Raw genomic sequence first — 16,214 nt, 5'->3', positions numbered from 1 at the left:
GCTGTGGATGGCACACTCGGCGGATGCGCGCAGACCGTCCGTACGACCTCGTCCTGTTCGGCGCCACCGGCTTCACCGGCGGACTGACCGCCGAGTACCTGGCCCGGCACGCGCCGGACCGGCTGCGCTGGGCACTCGCCGGGCGCAACCCGGACAAGCTGGCCGCGGTGCGGGACCGGCTGGCCGCGATCGACCCGGCCCTGGCCGACCTGCCGCTGCTCACCGCCGACGTGACCGACCCGGCGTCGCTGCGGGCGGTGGCGGAGAGCGCCCGGGTGGTGGCCACGACAGTCGGCCCGTACGTGCACCACGGCGAGCCGCTGGTGGCCGCCTGTGCCGCGGCCGGCACCGACTATCTCGACATCACCGGCGAGCCGGAGTTCGTCGACCGGATGTACGTGCGGCACCACGCCGAGGCGGTGCGCACCGGGGCGCGCCTGGTGCACGCCTGCGGTTTCGACTCGATCCCGCACGACCTGGGCGTCTGGTACACGGTCAAGCAACTGCCGGCGGACGGGCCGATCGCCGTGGACGGCTACGTGCGGGCCGGTGGCCGGTTCTCCGCCGGGACGTACCACTCGGCGCTCACCGCGTTCTCCCGTACCGGTGAGATGAGCCGCGCGGCGCGGGCCCGCCGGGCGATGGAGCCCGGCCCGGACGGACGCCGGGTCCGCGCGGTGCCGGGCAAGGTCGGCCGGGTACGCGAGTTCGGCCAGTGGGCGGTGCCGCTGCCCACCATCGACCCGCAGGTGGTCCGCCGGTCCGCGGCGGCCCGCCCGGAGTACGGCCCGGACTTCCGCTACCGGCACTTCGCGGCGATGAAGCGGCTGCCCACTGTGCTGGTCGCCGGCGTCGGACTGGCCGGTGTGGTGGGGTTGGTGAAGGTGGCGCCGACGCGGCGCTGGCTGCTCGGGCGGCTCGCCTCCGGGCAGGGCCCGACCGCCGAGCAGCGGGCCAAGTCGTGGTTCCGGGTGCGGTTCGTGGGCACCGCCGGCGACCGGCGGGTGGTGACCGAGGTGGCCGGCGGCGACCCGGGTTACGACGAGACGGCCAAGATGCTCGCCGAGTCGGCGCTGTGCCTGGCCTTCGACGACCTGCCGGAGACCACCGGGCAGGTCACGCCGGTCACGGCGATGGGTGACGCGCTGCTGGATCGGCTGGTACGCGCGGGCATCACGTTCCGCACGCTGCCGGCGTGAGGTTGACCCTCGACCCGCTTGAGGTCACAGGATGACGGCCGTGGAGAGCGAGCTTCGCAGCATCGGCGAACTGGCCCGGGCCAGCGGGTTGACGGTCAGCGCGCTGCGGTTCTACGACCGTTCCGGCGTGCTGGCCCCGGCCCGGGTGGACCCGGTGACCGGCTACCGCTGGTACACCGAGGAGCAGGTGGACCCGGCCCGGCTGGTGGCCGGGCTGCGCCGGGTGGGGATGCCGCTGGCCGGCATCGCCGAGGCGCTGCGGAACCGGCACCGGCCGGCCGAGGTGCACCGGCTGCTGGACGCGCACCTGCGCCGCCTGGAGGACGGCCTGGCCGACGCGCGTCGCGAACTCTCCCGGATCCGTAGCCTGATCGACCCGGAGGAGATCACAGTGACCACCCGCCTCGTGCTGTCCCGCACCGACCTCGCCGCCGCCGTGGACGCCGTACGCTTCGCCGTCGGCGCCGACCCCGGCCTGCCGGTCCTGTCCGGCGTGCTGGTGGAGGTCGAGCCGGACGGTGTCCGGCTGGTCGCCACCGACCGGCACCGGCTCGCCGTGGCCCGGGTCGGCGGCACCGTCGACGGCCCGCCGGTGAGCGCGCTGCTGCCGGTGGCCGCCGTCGACGAACTCCGCGCGCTGCTGGACCTCGACGGCGCCGACTCCGCCGAGGTCGTCGTCGCCACCGACCGGGTGACTGTCACGGTGGCGGGCCGGCCGCTGACCGCCGTCCCGTTGCCGTACGACTTCCCCGACTACCGGCGGCTGCTGCGGGCGCAGCTCGGCGACGTGCCCACGTACCGGATCCCGTTCGACGGCGCGGCGCTGCGCGCGGCGCTCACCGCCGACGGCGTCCCGGTCTGCCACCGCGCGCACGAGGGAGTCGAGCACGAGGTGGTGGCGCTCGGCCTGGACGGCCGGGGTGAGCTGCGCCTGGTCGACCCGAACGGCGTGGTCGCCGCCGGGGGCGTGGAGGGCGGGGCGGGCGCGGGCGGCCCGGATGCGCTTCGGGTGGCGGTGAACCGCGAGTACCTGCTGGACGCGCTGGGGTCCGGCGACGGCCAGCTCGTGCTGGAGCTGGACGGCCCGATCGCCCCGCTGGCCGTACGGCGGGCCGACGACGCGCACGCCTTCTCGGTCCTGATGCCGGTACGCCTCTGACGTTCCGCGCTCGCCGGCGTCGGTACCGCTCTGCGGCAGGCATCCGTGACTGTGCGTGACGCCGCCGCCCTCCTGGGTGCGTCACCCCTCGCGCACTTTGCTCTGCAGCCATCGGCGCGACGCTGACGCTCCGTCGAACGCCGCGTCGGTGGCTGCAGAGCAAAGTCGCCGGAGGGGCATGTCCGCCGGAGAGCGGATCCGCGAGATTGACCAGTTCAGCGAACTAGCGAGCCGCAGCGGGGCGGCATCAGCACCGGAGCACCATCACGGAAAGTGAGAACGGCGCACCGACGGCGGCACCACCACGCACCGTCACCGGAAAGGGCCTCGCGGCGGCGGGCTGCGCGGGCCGGGCCGGGGCGGCGGGGGCGCGACGGTAGCATCTGGAGGTCCCACCTGACTGCCTGGACGGAGGCGTACGAGCAGCATGCTCGACATGGAGTTGATCCGGAAGGATCGCGAGGCGGTGGCGACCGCGCTGGCGAAGCGTCTGGATCCCGCCGAGGTCACCCGGGCGCTGGACGACATCCAGCGGCTCGACCAGGAACGACGCGCCCTGATCACGGAGATCGACGCCGAGCGGCAGCGCCGCAAGGCCGAGGCGCGCGCGTACGCGGAGGCGAAACGGTCCGGCGGCACGCCGCAGCCGGTCGCCCCGGAGGCCGAGCGCAAGCAGCTCGCGGAGCTGGAGTCCCAGCTCGACGAGGTGCAGTCCCGGCTCCGCTCGGCGATGAGCGAGCTGCCGAACCTGCCCGCCGAGGACGTGGTCCCCGGCGGCAAGGAGGCCAACCGGGTGGTGCGGACGTTCGGCGAGGCGCCGGCCATCGAGAAGGTACGCGACCACGTGGAGCTGAGCCGCGCGCTCGGCCTGGTCGACCACGAGCGGGGTGTGAAGCTCGGCGGCTCGGGCTTCTGGATGTACACCGGCCTGGGCGCCCGGCTGGAGTGGGCGCTGGTGAACTGGCTGATCGAGCAGAACATCCAGGCCGGCTACGAGTTCCTGCTCCCGCCGCACCTGCTGCTGGACAGCGCCGGTTTCGCCGCCGGGCAGTTCCCGAAGTTCCACGACGACGTCTACCACATCGACAAGCAGTCGTCCTCGCGCGGCCAGTTCCTGCTGCCCACCGCGGAGACGGCGATCCTCGGCGCGTACCAGGACGAGATCCTGGAGACGCCGAAGCTGCCGTTGAAGGCGTTCGCGTACACGCCGTGCTACCGGCGCGAGGCGGCCGGTTCGCACTCCGACGAGCGCGGCACCGTGCGCGGCCACCAGTTCAACAAGGTGGAGATCTTCCAGTTCACGCTGCCGGAGCAGGCGGGCGAGGCGCTGGAGGCGATGGTCGGGCACGTCGAGGGCCTGGTCGGCAAGCTCGGTCTGCACTTCCAGACCAGCCTGCTCGCCGCCGGTGACGCGAGCGCCTCGATGAAGAAGACGCTCGACGTCGAGGTGTGGATGCCGAGCACCGGCAAGTACAAGGAGGTGTCGTCGGTCTCCTGGGCCGGTGACTACCAGGCCCGCCGGGCGGCGATCCGCTACCGCGAGCCGGGCGCGAAGCAGACCCGTTTCGTGCACACGCTCAACGGCTCGGCGCTCGCCACCAGCCGCCTGTTCCCGGCCATCCTGGAGCAGTGCCAGCAGCCCGACGGCTCGGTGGTGGTCCCGGAGGTCCTCCGCGACAAGCTCGGCACCGACCGCCTCACCCCGCGCTGACCCGCGTCCCCGTCCCCGCCCCCGCCTCTCCCCCGCGATCTTGCACTTCCGGCCCGCGAGAAGTCCGCTTCACCCCTTCCGCCCGGGCACCAACTGCAAGATCGCGGGAGAGGGAGCGGGGGCGGGAGCGGGAGAGGGGGCGGGGGCGGGGGCGGCGGGTGAGGGCGGCGAGGAGCAGCGCGGCTAGGAGCAGCGCCGTGAGGACGGCGGGGCCTAGCGTGTCGACTGTGCTCACCACTGACTGCTGGATGCGGGCGGCGGTGCGGATGACCGGGTCGGTGAAGGCGTCGTAGCGGCCCTGGGCGAGGCGTATCTCGTACCAGCCGTACCAGGCGACGTAGCCGCCCGCTACCAGCAGCACCAGGCCGCTCAGCCGGGGCACCCACGCGCCCGCGCCGCGCAGCCGCGCCACGACCCGGCCGCGCAGCAGCGCCACGGCGAGCGCGGCCACGCCGACCACGAGCGCCATCCCCAGCGCGTACGCGCCGAACAGCGCCAGGCCGCGCAGCGGCGACCCGGCCCGCAGGCTGGTCACCACGATCGCCAGGAACGGCGCGATCGCGCAGGTCAGCGACGTGAGCGCGTACGCCGCGCCGAACAGCGCCATGGACGGCCAGGTGCGGGTGAGCCGGGGCGCGACACGCAGCGGGCGCGGCGTGGGCAGCTTCCGACCGGCGAGCAGCCAGCATCCGGCCAGCGCCAGCAGCACGCCGAGCGTCACCGTCAGCCACGGCAGCCGGGGCCGCAGCCAGTCCGCCGCCGGTGCCAGGGCGAGCCCGAACGCGCCGAACACCAGCACGTACCCGAGGGTGAGACCGGCGGTCGCGGTGAGCGCGCGTCCGACCGCGCCGCGCCCGCCGTCGGGGCCGGCGACGAGCAGCGAGAGGTACGCGGGCAGCATCGCGAAGCCGCACGGGTTGACCGCGCCGAGCATGCCCGCGGTGAGCGCGAGCAGCAGCGCGCCGGTCATCCCCGGGCCAGCGTCTCGACCTGCCGGGTCAGTGCCTCGCCGTCCAGGAATCCCTGGTGGACGACCCGGCCGGTGCGGTCCAGGACGACGAACGTGCTCTGCTCGGCCACCTTGAACCGGCGCCACAGCGCGCCCGCCCGGTCGTCGATCTGTGTCGTGCCGCCCAGGTCGAACTCGGTGACGAACGACTTCATCGCCTTCTGCTCGCCGAGTCCGGCGACGCCGACGATCGGGACCGTGTCGCGGTAGGTGGGGGCGATCTCGGCCACCGTCCACGCCTGGCTGGCGCAGGTGGCGCACCAGGGCGCCCAGAACCAGAGCACGACCGGCCGCCCGGCCAGGGCGGCGGCGTCGAACGCCGTACCGTCGAGGGTCTTGCCGGTGAACGACAGCGCGGCCGGCACCGTGGCCGGTGACGCGGACGCCGGACCGGATGCCGGCCCGGTCGGGGACGCGGCGGCCGGGGGTGCCGGTGCGACCGCTCCGGCCCGGTCCCCGGGCTCGGGCCCGGCGGCGCAGGCGGTCGCGGCGGCGAGCGTGGCGGCCAGTACGGCGGCGGCTGTCACACGAGCGGCGGTACGCATCGGCGGCTCCTGGTTCTACTCGGCCCGGACCAGGCGGAGCGCGAGTTCGGGACAGACCTTGACCGCCTTGAGCGCGCCCTCGCGCAGCCACGTCGGCACCGGGGTGGGCGGGAACGCCGGGTAGCCGTTGCCGTCGAGCCGGATGAAGTCCGGTACGACGTGCGCGCAGAGCCCGTGGCCGTCGCAGCGCGACCAGTCCAGGGTGAGCTTCTGCGGATTGGCGTCCGGCGCGCCGGGCAGGCCCATCATGCCCTTGACGCGTTTGCCGCAGCCCTCGCCGGTGGCGTGCAGCCGCAGGTCGTCGGCGAACACCTCCATGGCGGACAGCGCGAACCGGGCGGTGCCGTCCGGGTGGCTGCACGCGCCGCGTCCCTTGACGTCACCGGCGGCGGCCCGGACCAGCTCGACGGGTGCGCTGCCGGAGACCGCGAGGTCGACCGAGCGGGCCAGGTCGGGCAGGCCCATCTTGCACGGGCCGCACTGCCCGGCGGACTCGCCCGCCAGGTAGCGCACCACCTGCGCGGCCTCGCCGAGCGGGCAGGTGTCGGCACCGAGCGGCACGATGATGCCGGCACCGAGCGTGCCGCCCACTGCGGTGAGCCCCTTGCGGGACACCTCGGCCCGCTCGGCGGCCGCCGCGGTGATCCACTTGCCGTGGTAGCCGCCCATCAGGATGCCCGGGCCGGGCGGCACCTCGCACAGGTCGAGGATCTCCCGCAGCGGTGTGCCCGCGGCGCACTCCACAACGGCGGGGCGCTTCGCCGACCCGGTGACTGTGAGCAGCACGGTGCCCGGCTCGTCGTCGGTGCCGAGCGCGGCGTACTCGTACGGGCCGATCCGGGCGGCGACGGCGAGCTGGGAGTACGTCTCGGCGTTCGACAGCAGTGTGGGCAGACCGCCGACGCCGGAGTCGCTGGAACGCTTCTTCGTGCCGGGCGGGATGTGCGGCAGGCCGTTGATGCCGTTGACCAGCGCGCCGCCCTCACCGGAGATGAACCGGTGCGGCACCGTGACGATGGTGGTCGGCACCGGCATCCGCCGTTCCTGCAACGCCTCGGTCAGCGAGGGCCGGCCCACGTCGTCGTCGGCCACCCCGATCACGATCTCCTCGGCGTCGAGCGCGAACGCGGCGAGCGCGGCGCCGTCCAGGATGAGGTGCGGGGCGCGGGTGAGCAGCACCTTGTCCTTCCAGCTGGCCGGCTCCCCCTCGGTGGCGTTGACCACCACCACGGCGCCGAGGTCCTGCCGCTCGCAGGACTCCAGCACGGCGCGCAGCTTGCGGGCGAACGGGAAGCCCGCGCCGCCCTTGCCCTTGAGGTCGATCGCCTCGGCGAGTCGCAGCAGCGCCGCCGGTTCCATCGGGCCGATCGGGCCGTGCACCTCCTCGTGGGCCAGCAGGTCGAGCCGGCCGAACTCGGCGAACCCGGCGGTCAGGCGGGGCTCGCCGACACAGGCGACCGGCGGGACCGTCGTGCGCGTCACCGGGCCTCACCTCGCAGCCCGGCCCAGTACGCGCCGTCGACCGCGTCCGCGTCGGCCCGCTTGCGACGGCCGGACCGGCTCTCCTTGCCCGCGCGCATCGCCCGGCGGGAGGCGAGGTCGACGAGCGTCGGGGTGTCGTCCACGAACGCCTCGTCGGCGGCGTAGCGGGCCGGCGGGCGCCAGTAGTCCGGCTCCTCCGGCACGTCCTCCTCGTCGCGGTAGCGGCGGCCGGACCCGCTGAGCGGTTCGGCCGAGAGCGGGGTGCCGGAGATCGGGCCGGCCGAGATCGGCTCACCGGAGATCGGGCGGCTCTCCCAGCGGCGCGGGCTGTCCCACGGCTCCTCCGGCTCGTCGGTCGCGCGCGGCGGCGCGGAGTAGCGGGCAACCTCGGCCGCGGTGGCGTACCGGCTGCTGTCCGGGGGTGCGGAGTGGCGGCCGCCGGTGTCCGGCGGCGCCGAGTGCCGGCCGCCGCTCTCCGGCGGAGCCGAGTACCTGGCGACCAGATCCTCGTCGTCCCGGGACCGGCGGCTCACCCGCTCCTCGTTCCGGGACCGGCGGGTCACGCGCTCCTCGTCGTCGCGGCGACGGCGGCGGGGCCGCTCGCCGTCGGTCCGGCGGGCCGGCGCCGCCTCCTCGTCGCGGGCGCGGACGACGGGCTCGCGCTCCTCGTCGCGGCGGCGGGCGGGCGCCTCCTGGGTGCGGGCGCGCCGGGCAGGCGCGTCCGGTTCGGCGTCGCGCCGCCGGGCGGCTGCCGCGCGGACCGGCTCGCGCAGCGACCCGGGTTCCGGCACCACGGGTACGGCGAACCGCTCCGGGTCGCGCCGCCGGGCGGTGCCCGCCGGTGCGGTCCAGGTGGCTGTCGCCTCGGCCCAGCGTCCCCGGCCGGCGCCGCTGTCCTCCTTGTCCGCGGCCTTCTTCCGGGTGAGCGCGGCGAACACGCCGGTACGCTCCTCGCCCTTGCCGGCCATCGCCTTGTTGAGCGCGACGGCCTGGTGCTGCTCGCGGCTGCGCTTGCCGAGGTGGACCGAGACGCGGACCAGCAGCGCCATCACCACCAGCACCACGCAGGCGAGGTAGCTCAGCACCACCCAGCCGGCGGCGGGCCGGCCGGCGTTGAGGCCGTGCACGAGCGCGAACGGCCAGGACACGTACGCCATCGAGTGCAGTCCGCGCCAGAACCACTTCGGGCCGACGCCGGCGAACCGGACCCGGATCAGGCCGGTCCAGAGCACGCCCACCATGAGCAGCGCGGCGACGGTGCCGAGCCCGATGTAGAGGCCGCTGCCGCTGATGAACGGCACCACCGCGTCGGTCGGCCCGGCCCGGCCGATCGCGACCTTGGTGATGACGTGGAAGACCAGCCCGGCCACGCCGAGCACGCCGGTGGCGCGGTGCGCCGACTGGAGCAGCACGCGGTGCCGGATGAGCAGCACCAGGCGGTCGGTGGCGAGCAGGCCCAGCATCACGGTGATGCTGAGCGAGACCAGGGCGACCACCCCGGCGAAGAACTCGGTGAAGAAGAATCCGTACGAGTACATGACGCCGCCGGCGCCGGCCAGCTCCACCCCGGCCCACGCGAGGCCGAGCGCGGAGGCGGTCAGCGCCACCATCGCGGACTTCGACATCGTCCGGGCACCACGACTGGTGGTGGTGGTCCGGACGGTCGTCGCCTTCTCGTTCTGCTGTGCCCGGGCCATCTGCTCCTCGATCGTCTCGCGGCGGCGCCCCCACCGGCCGACCCTGCTCCCACCTCAGGTACGGAGGGACGGCGCGGACGGATCACCTCCGGTGGCGAATTTCTCGGCCGGATTCTCGAACCGTCCGGACCGGACGCGCGTGTAGCGCCTGACGCAACGACGGATGCCCATGCGTTGACAGACTTTGCAACAGGCTCGTAACCTTGCCGCAAAATTTCAGGCTGGTTGCAAGAAGCCGGCACTGATACAGGCTCCACTCCCCCGCATCCCCGCACCCCGCAGGAGTCCTGATGCATCGACGCCGATGCCGCGCCGCCGCGCTCGCCCTGGGTCTGGCCGCGAGTCTGCTCGTCCCCCTCACCGCGGCGGCGCCCCCGGCCGCCGCCGCCACCCCCGGCGCCAAGAAGGTCATCGTCCAGCTCTTCGAGTGGAACTGGACCTCGGTTGCCGCCGAGTGCACCAGCACGCTGGGCCCGAAGGGCTACGGCTACGTGCAGGTGTCCCCGCCGCAGGAGCACGTCAACAGCAGCCCGTGGTGGGTGTCGTACCAGCCGGTCAGCTACCGGATCGAGTCCCGCAAGGGCACCCGCGCGCAGTTCCAGTCCATGGTGAACACGTGCCACGCCGCGGGCGTCAAGGTGATCGTCGACGCCGTGGTCAACCACATGTCCGGGCAGGAGAACGGCGGCACCGGCTGGGCCGGCTCGTCGTACGGCCACTACAACTACCCGGGCGTCTACTCGGCGCAGGACTTCCACTACTGCGGCCGCAACGGCAACAACGACATCGCCAACTACAACGACCGGTACGAGGTGCAGAACTGCGAGCTGGTGAACCTCGCCGACCTCAAGACCGAGTCGGAGTACGTGCGCGGCCGGCTGGCCGCGTACCTCAACGACCTGCTCTCGCTCGGCGTCGACGGTTTCCGCCTGGACGGCAGCAAGCACATGCCGGCCGCCGACATCGCGGCGATCAAGGCCAAGCTGAACCGCAGCGCGTACCTGGTGCAGGAGGTCATCTACGGCGCCGGTGAGCCGATCCAGCCGACCGAGTACACCGGCAACGGCGACGTGCACGAGTTCCGGTACGGCAAGGACCTGGCCCGGATGTTCAACAACGAGCGCCTCGCGTATCTGCGGAACTTCGGCGAGTCCTGGGGCTACCTGTCGAGCGCGAAGGCGGTGGTCTTCACCGACAACCACGACACCCAGCGCGAGGGCGGCGTGCTCACCTACCGCAACCGCGGCACGTACGCGCTCGCCAACGCGTTCATGCTGGCCTGGCCGTACGGCACCCCGGCGGTGATGTCGAGCTTCACGTACAGCGGCCGGGACCAGGGCCCGCCCGCCGACGGCAGCAACCGGATCACCAACGTCACCTGCTACTCGGGCTGGGAGTGCGAGCACCGCTGGCCGGTCATCGCCAACATGGTCGGCTTCCGCAACGCCACCGAGGGCGCCGGGGTCTCCAACTGGTACGACAACGGCTACCAGCACATCGCGTTCAGCCGTACCGGCAAGGGCTACCTGACGATCAACGACGAGGACAGCGCGGTGAACGGCCGGTCGTACTACACCGGGCTGCCGGCGGGCCGCTACTGCGACGTCGTCCACGGCACATTCAGCAACGGCTCGTGCAGCGGCCCGGTGATCACCGTGGACTCGTCCGGCTGGTTCGCCGCGAACATCGCCGCGCACGACGGAATCGCCATCCACATCGGCGCGAAGCTCAGCTGAGCCACCCGGGCCGCGAAGCCCCCGTACCCGCAGTACCGGGTACGGGGGCTTCCGGTCGGTTACAGTCGGTTTCGTGCTTTTCGACCGGTTCGCCACGCGCCGGCCTCCCGGCTGGCTGATCGCCGCGCTCGCCGTACCGCTGCTGCTCGTCACCGCGCTGCTGGTCGGCCGCGCGCTCACCGCCGCGCCTGCGCGCCAGGCGGCGCCGCCCGCCGCCGCGCCCCCGGCCACGACCGCCGCGCCGAGCCCGTCGCCGGTGGAGTCGGTGCCGCCCGCCGCGCCGGCACCGGACGACCTGCCGGTGGTCACCTACGACCCGGCGCCGCGCGGCTTCCCGCCCGACCCGGACCCGGCCGACACCCGCCCGCTGAGCGAGGGGCTGCGCCCGAACCGGAACGTGGCCGCCTACGACGCACCGGGCGGCCGGCCGCTGGCGTTCCTCGCGCCGACCATCAGCGGCGTACGGCTCACCGTGCCGATCGTCGACCGCCGCTCGGGCTGGACGGCGGTGTTGCTGCCGTCGGCGAACCGCACCATCGCCTGGCTGCCGTCCGGCGGCTGGACCACTGTGGTGCTGCGCGACCAGATCGTGGTGGAGCGGCGCACCCACCGCCTCACCTGGAGCCGGGACGGGCGCGCGATGCGCACCTGGCCGGTCAGCCTCGGCATGTCCGGGCAGCTCACCCCGCTGGGCCGCACGTTCGTGCTGGGCCGCACCCCGCCCCCGGAGGCCGTCTACGGCGGCGTCGACATCTTCGCCCTCGGCGCGATCCCCGACGACCCGGGCGCGGTGCCGACCGGGCTGCGCGGGGCCCACATCGGCCTGCACAGCTGGTACAACGACGACACGCTCGGCAAGAACGTCACGAACGGCTGCATCCGGCTGACCCGCAGCGCCCAGCGCCTGCTGCTGACCGAGGTCGAGCCGGGCACCGCCTTCGTGGTGGTCGACCGCCTGCCCTGACCGGGCTCGGCCCAGCAGCCGGCCGTCGGCCCGGATCCGCTCAGGCCGTCGCGCCGCCGTCGACCGCGATCGACGCGCCGGTGATGTGCCGTCCGCCGGCGCCCACCAGGTGACTGACGGTCGCCGCCACGTCGTCCGGATCCGCGTACCGGCCGAGGGCGATGTGCGACCGCTGCCCGTCCGCGCCCGCGCTGTCCGCCGGGTTCATGTCGGTGTCGGTCGAGCCGGGCAGGATCAGGTTGACGGTGATCCCACGCGGACCGAGCTCGCGGGCGAGCGCCCGGGTCAGCCCGTTCACGGCGCTCTTGGTCATCGCGTACGCGCTCACCCCGGGTGCCGGGACACGGCTGGCGAAGCTGCTGCCGATGTTGACGATCCGCCCACCCGCGCCCATGTGGCGTACCGCCGCCTGGGTGACGAGGTAGACCCCGCGCACGTTCACCGCGATCGCCCGGTCCAGGGCCTCGAGGCTGACCGACTCGATCGGCCCACCCGCGAACACCCCGGCGTTGTTGACCAGGATGTCCAACCGCCCCAACTCGGCGACGGTCCGCTCCACGGCGCCGACCACGGCCGTCGCGTCGGTGCTGTCCGCATTGATCGCCAGCCCGGTCCGGCCGTACGCCTCGATCTGGCTCACCACGGACTTCGCGCTGTCCTCCGCGGTGCGGTAGGTGAACGCGACGTGGATGCCGTCCTCGGCCAGCCGGCGCGCGACGGCAGCGCCGATACCCCGGCTCCCGCCCGTCACCAGGGCAACCCTGTCGGCAAGTCTGACCGTCATGCCGTCATCCTGACAGTCGACTCAGGACGCTGATCATCCGGGCCACCCGTCCGTGCCCTGTCCGTTCGATCAGACAGGATTGCCGGCACCCAGTCCGGGTACGCGCGGGCCGTCCAGCGGCGAAACGGGGAGACTAGACATGAGCGCACCGACGGGACGGGTCGACACGATCGTGCTCATCCACGGGCTCTGGATGACCTCGCGGAGCTGGGAGCACTGGGCGCAGCGGTACGCCGCGCGCGGCTTCCAGGTGCTCACGCCCGCCTGGCCCGGCATGGACCGCGAGGTGGAGGAGCTGCGGGCCGACCCGGCGCCGATCGCCGCGCAGCGCATCGCCGACATCGCCGACCACTACGAGGCGATCATCAGGGACCTGCCGCGCCCGCCGATCATCATGGGTCACTCGTTCGGCGGCCTGATCGCCCAGTTGCTGGCGGACCGCCGCCTCGGCGCCGCGGTGGTCGCCGTGCACCCCGCGCCGGTACGGGGCGTGCTCAAGCTGCCGCCCAGCACGCTGCGGTCCGGGTACTCGATCCTGCACAACCCGGCGAACCGGCACCGTGCCGTGCCGTTCACCCCGGAGGACTTCCGGTACGCCTTCGGCAACACCATCAGCCAGGAGCAGTCCGACGCCGCCTGGGAGCGGTACGCCGTACCGGGCGCCGGGCACGTGCTGTTCGAGGCGGCGTTCGCCAACCTGGACCCGAACTCGGCCACCGAGATCGACAAGAAGCGCAGCGACCGCGCCCCGCTGCTGATCACCGCGGGCGGTGAGGACCACGTGGTGCCCGCATCGCTGGCCACCAGCATCTCCAACCTCTACCGGAGTTCGACGGCGCTCACCGGCTACCGGGAGTTCCCCGGCCGGTCGCACTTCGTCGGCGGCGAACCGGGCTGGGAGGAGGAGGCGGACTTCGCGCTGGAGTGGGCGGTGGAGGCGGCGAACGAGTTCTCCCCGACAGTGGTCGCCGAGGCCCCTCGACGGCGCTGACCACGCCCGACACCGCCGCAGACGTATATCAAGAAGCCGAGAAATTGATATCATCGCCTCGTTCGCCTGCTGGACGAGGAGGCACGCCATGTCCCGCACCATTCTCGATGTCGACGACGACCTCCTGGCCGAGGCCGCCGAGATCCTCGGCACGGGCACCAAGAAGGCCACTGTCAACGCCGCGCTGCAGGAAGTGGTCAACCGGGAGAAGCGCCGGGAGTTCGCCGACTGGCTCAAGAGCGGCGGCCTGCCGGACCTCACCGACCCGGGGCAGGCGTCGAAGCCCGAAGCGGCATGACGCGGGAGCGCTACCTCCTCGACAAGTCGGCGCTGGCCCGGTGGCCGAAGCCCGCCGTGGCGCCAGTCCTGGACGAGTTGTCCGATCGCGGTCTGCTGGCGGTCTGCGGCGCCATCGAGATCGAGGTCGTACACAGCGCCCGCTCGGCCAAGGACGCGAAGCGCGCTCGATGGCTGCTCCGCGGTTTCGACTGGCTCGCCATGCCCGACGACATCTGGGATCGTGCGATCGACATCCAGGTGCAGGCGCTGCACAAGGGCAACCACCGCGCGCTCTCGATGGCCGATCTGCTGATCGCCGCGACGGCCGAACGGCATGGCGTGACCGTTCTGCACTACGACGGTGACTTCGACCTGATCACCGCGATCACCGGCCAGCCGACGACGTGGGTCGTCCCGGCCGGGAAGGCCGACTGACCGACTCCGGCCCTCGATGCCGGGTGGGCCGCCGGGAGCAGCGCCGAGGTGTCCAGGACGAGCCCGTTCACGCGCCGGCCGCCCCGTCGCCCCCGAACTGGCGCAGCCACTCACGTTCTCGACCACGGCTCGTGCATATTCCGCTTCCGGTTGCGGGCGTCCGACGCTGCTCCGGCGCATGCTCATCGCGGCCGGAACCGCCGGGAGCACTCACCGTCGTGTCCGGGCCGGAGCAGACACCGCTGCCCGCCGGGCAGCAACCGGTCGCAGAACACCCAGTGCCGGACGTTCTGGTCGTCCTCCGCCGAGACAGTGGTGCCGCCGGGCTCGGTCTGTGGCAGGACGTGGGTCCAGTGCGCCACCACCCGGGCCAGCCGCTGAGCGGAGAGCAGGTCGTTGACGACGACCGGCAGGTGGATCACCCATCGCTCGGTCACCTGTCGTATCCCCGTTCGTTGCGCGCCTGGGCCTGCTCCGACTGCCAGCGGCGCAGCGCGTTCTTGATCCGGTCCGTCTCGCGGCGGCTCTGCGCCAGCGCGTCGTAGACAGCGGCCAGGTCACCGGCGACGCGGTCGAGGAACTCCCGCACCTCCTGCGGGTCGAGCCCGCGCCGTCCCAGCGGGGTCGGCCGGAAGCTCCGCTCACGCACCTGCCAGGGACGCAGCGGGTGGTACGCCGACGAGCGGTAGCAGGTCGACCCGAGGACCGACCGCCGGCTACCTCGTCCCCGCCGAAGGAAGACGCGCATGACAAGACCTGCCTCTCACCATCGAGATCGAACCGTGGAAGGGCGGGTCCGCCGGCCCGCCCCGCACCGGCGGACCCACCCCGGCACCTGCCACCGCAGCCTTCGACCAGCAGTACGTCAGCAGGGCTCACATGGCCACTGAGCAGCAATAACTCCACAGTGGCCGCAGAGGCAGTGAAGCACCGCATCGGATCTAATGCAACGTCTAACAAAAGGTGTACTAGCAGCGCTGGACATCATTCATAGAACTCAGCGTGACGTGTCTATTGTTTCTGATACATGGGGGGCGCTAAATTGAGCGAACGCGCGTCAACCGCTACCTGACCATCGGAGGCAGGGGTGTCACAGGCCGTAACGGGATCCACGATGCTTCGACGGCAGCTCGGCAGGAAGCTCGAATCACTTCGCAAGGCTGCCGGGCTGACGATGGAGAAGGCGGCCGAAGAACTGGACCGGGCGCGGGCAACCCTTTACCGCATTGAGAGCGGTGCCGAGAACGTCCGCTTCCGCGCAGCGGACGTCAAGGAGATGCTCAAGCTCTACGGAGCTTCCGAGGAAGACACCGAACTGGTCCTCGCGATGGCATCGGCCACGCGAGAGAACAAGAACTGGTGGCACGACTACATCGGCTCGGGCCTTCCGCGCTGGTTCCAGCTCTACATCGGCCTTGAAGCAGCGGCGTCCAGCATCCGGCAGTACCAAGCCGAGTTGGTTCCCGGCCTACTCCAGACCCGCGCCTACGCAGAGCAGCTCTTCCGGATGCCCGGCGGCGCCATCGAGGCAGGTGACCGCGAGGGCCAAGAGCGAGCCATCCAGCTCCGCGTGGAGCGGCAGGCACTTCTCACCCGCTTCTCCGCCCCACAACTCAGCGTGATAATCAACGAGGCGGTGTTGCGGCGTCCGGTTGGTGGAGCGACCATCATGACCGAGCAGCTACACCAGATCCTGAAGGCCGCAGAGCTACCCAACGTAACCGTGCAGGTTCTAGCTTTTTCTTCCGGGCTGCACGCCGGAGCGATGGCCGGGGCTTTCTCGATCCTGGAATTTCCGCGAGACAGCAGCGGCAAGGAGGTGGAACCGCCGGTGACATACCTGGAAGCCGCTACCGGTGCCATCTACCTCGACAAGCCACACGAGACCGACGCCTACAACACCATCTGGACTGACATAGCGAGCCGCGCGCTGAGCGAGTCCAAGTCGAAGAGCCTGATCCAGCATGTCGCAGAGGAGTACTCCCGTGCCTGACCTGACCGGCGCCGCCTGGCGCAAGTCGACCCGCAGCAACAACGGCGGGGAGTGCGTGGAGGTGGCCGACAATCTCCCCGACGTGGTCGGCCTGCGCGACAGCAAGAACCCCGCTGGCCCGGCCCTCGCTTTCCCGCCGGGCACTTGGGCCGCCTTCATCCGGGCCGTCAAGAGCGAGACGCTGAGCCGCTGACCGTTGCCCGCGCCTACACCGGAGCGGCGGCATCATG

17 protein-coding genes are annotated in these 16,214 nt (G+C 72.5%); 10 read left to right on the top strand and 7 right to left on the bottom strand.

The genetic code is table 11. From position 1 onward, the window contains the following. Nucleotides 1–23: 23 nt before the first annotated feature. The 3 genes from BFV98_RS26625 to serS all read left to right on the top strand — a co-directional run bounded on the left by BFV98_RS26625 (nucleotide 24) and on the right by serS (nucleotide 4,069). Nucleotides 24–1,199, top strand: a complete 1,176-nt coding sequence (locus BFV98_RS26625; protein ID WP_071098146.1) for a trans-acting enoyl reductase family protein — start codon at nucleotides 24–26, stop codon at nucleotides 1,197–1,199. Between the two features lie 31 nt (nucleotides 1,200–1,230). Beyond that, nucleotides 1,231–2,358 carry a MerR family transcriptional regulator gene (locus BFV98_RS26620; RefSeq protein WP_071098145.1) on the top strand — a complete coding sequence of 376 codons (1,128 nt, stop codon included), beginning with the start codon at nucleotides 1,231–1,233 and terminating at the stop codon, nucleotides 2,356–2,358. 427 nt (nucleotides 2,359–2,785) lie between these two features. Next, nucleotides 2,786–4,069: a serine--tRNA ligase gene (gene serS / locus BFV98_RS26615; protein ID WP_013287859.1), complete on the top strand. Its 1,284-nt coding sequence runs from the start codon at nucleotides 2,786–2,788 to the stop codon at nucleotides 4,067–4,069. On the opposite strand, the gene BFV98_RS26610 is transcribed toward serS, so the two are convergent. The 4 genes from BFV98_RS26610 to BFV98_RS26595 are packed head-to-tail and all read right to left on the bottom strand — an operon-like array spanning nucleotide 4,056 to nucleotide 8,802. Further along, nucleotides 4,056–5,039, bottom strand: a complete 984-nt coding sequence (locus BFV98_RS26610) for a cytochrome c biogenesis CcdA family protein (protein ID WP_071098144.1) — start codon at nucleotides 5,037–5,039, stop codon at nucleotides 4,056–4,058. The genes serS and BFV98_RS26610 overlap by 14 nt on opposite strands. After that, entirely contained in the window at nucleotides 5,036–5,623 is a 588-nt protein-coding gene (locus BFV98_RS26605; RefSeq protein WP_071098142.1) for a redoxin family protein, read from the bottom strand. Before BFV98_RS26605 ends, BFV98_RS26610 begins: the two co-directional genes overlap by 4 nt. Nucleotides 5,624–5,638: 15 nt before the next feature. Next, complete coding sequence (locus BFV98_RS26600) at nucleotides 5,639–7,105, bottom strand: NADH-quinone oxidoreductase subunit NuoF family protein (protein ID WP_013287862.1); 1,467 nt, start codon at nucleotides 7,103–7,105, stop codon at nucleotides 5,639–5,641. Then, on the bottom strand, nucleotides 7,102–8,802 hold the full coding sequence (locus BFV98_RS26595; RefSeq protein WP_071098141.1) for a hypothetical protein: 1,701 nt from the start codon (nucleotides 8,800–8,802) through the stop codon (nucleotides 7,102–7,104). Before BFV98_RS26595 ends, BFV98_RS26600 begins: the two co-directional genes overlap by 4 nt. Nucleotides 8,803–9,092: 290 nt before the next feature. Here BFV98_RS26595 and BFV98_RS26590 point away from each other — a divergent pair, with 290 nt between their 5' ends. After that, a complete protein-coding gene (locus BFV98_RS26590; protein ID WP_071098139.1) occupies nucleotides 9,093–10,538 on the top strand; it encodes an alpha-amylase family protein in 1,446 nt (481 codons plus the stop codon). A gap of 73 nt (nucleotides 10,539–10,611) precedes the next feature. Next, a complete protein-coding gene (locus tag BFV98_RS26585; RefSeq protein WP_013287865.1) occupies nucleotides 10,612–11,502 on the top strand; it encodes a L,D-transpeptidase in 891 nt (296 codons plus the stop codon). A gap of 40 nt (nucleotides 11,503–11,542) precedes the next feature. On the opposite strand, the gene BFV98_RS26580 is transcribed toward BFV98_RS26585, so the two are convergent. Further along, nucleotides 11,543–12,286 (bottom strand): SDR family NAD(P)-dependent oxidoreductase, encoded by a 744-nt coding sequence (locus BFV98_RS26580; RefSeq protein ID WP_013287866.1) that lies wholly within the window; start codon nucleotides 12,284–12,286, stop codon nucleotides 11,543–11,545. A 139-nt stretch (nucleotides 12,287–12,425) separates the two neighbouring features. Between BFV98_RS26580 and BFV98_RS26575 the strand changes: the two genes are divergently transcribed. The 3 genes from BFV98_RS26575 to BFV98_RS26565 all read left to right on the top strand — a co-directional run bounded on the left by BFV98_RS26575 (nucleotide 12,426) and on the right by BFV98_RS26565 (nucleotide 13,991). Continuing rightward, nucleotides 12,426–13,277 (top strand): alpha/beta hydrolase, encoded by an 852-nt coding sequence (locus BFV98_RS26575; protein WP_013287867.1) that lies wholly within the window; start codon nucleotides 12,426–12,428, stop codon nucleotides 13,275–13,277. Between the two features lie 88 nt (nucleotides 13,278–13,365). Next, the gene (locus BFV98_RS26570; RefSeq protein WP_013475596.1) at nucleotides 13,366–13,575 is read left to right on the top strand and encodes a type II toxin-antitoxin system VapB family antitoxin; all 210 of its coding nucleotides are present in this window, start codon (nucleotides 13,366–13,368) and stop codon (nucleotides 13,573–13,575) included. Then, nucleotides 13,572–13,991 (top strand): PIN domain nuclease, encoded by a 420-nt coding sequence (locus BFV98_RS26565; RefSeq protein WP_013475595.1) that lies wholly within the window; start codon nucleotides 13,572–13,574, stop codon nucleotides 13,989–13,991. Before BFV98_RS26570 ends, BFV98_RS26565 begins: the two co-directional genes overlap by 4 nt. A gap of 182 nt (nucleotides 13,992–14,173) precedes the next feature. Here the strand turns inward: BFV98_RS26565 and BFV98_RS26560 are convergent, their stop codons facing one another. Together BFV98_RS26560 and BFV98_RS26555 are read right to left on the bottom strand one after the other, a co-directional pair. Next, a complete protein-coding gene (locus tag BFV98_RS26560; RefSeq protein ID WP_013287870.1) occupies nucleotides 14,174–14,428 on the bottom strand; it encodes a hypothetical protein in 255 nt (84 codons plus the stop codon). Further along, nucleotides 14,425–14,739 carry a DivIVA domain-containing protein gene (locus BFV98_RS26555; protein ID WP_071098137.1) on the bottom strand — a complete coding sequence of 105 codons (315 nt, stop codon included), beginning with the start codon at nucleotides 14,737–14,739 and terminating at the stop codon, nucleotides 14,425–14,427. Before BFV98_RS26555 ends, BFV98_RS26560 begins: the two co-directional genes overlap by 4 nt. 366 nt (nucleotides 14,740–15,105) lie before the next feature. Here BFV98_RS26555 and BFV98_RS26550 point away from each other — a divergent pair, with 366 nt between their 5' ends. Further along, complete coding sequence (locus BFV98_RS26550) at nucleotides 15,106–15,984, top strand: helix-turn-helix transcriptional regulator (protein WP_174361729.1); 879 nt, start codon at nucleotides 15,106–15,108, stop codon at nucleotides 15,982–15,984. Then, nucleotides 15,977–16,177 (top strand): DUF397 domain-containing protein, encoded by a 201-nt coding sequence (locus BFV98_RS26545; protein WP_013287873.1) that lies wholly within the window; start codon nucleotides 15,977–15,979, stop codon nucleotides 16,175–16,177. The genes BFV98_RS26550 and BFV98_RS26545 overlap by 8 nt, the downstream gene beginning before the upstream one ends. Nucleotides 16,178–16,214: the final 37 nt, after the last annotated feature.

Source organism: Micromonospora sp. WMMB235, assembly GCF_001855515.1.
GTDB lineage: Bacteria > Actinomycetota > Actinomycetes > Mycobacteriales > Micromonosporaceae > Micromonospora > Micromonospora aurantiaca.
Note: the sequence above shows the minus strand (reverse complement) of the source record. Positions and strands in the feature narration are given on the sequence as shown.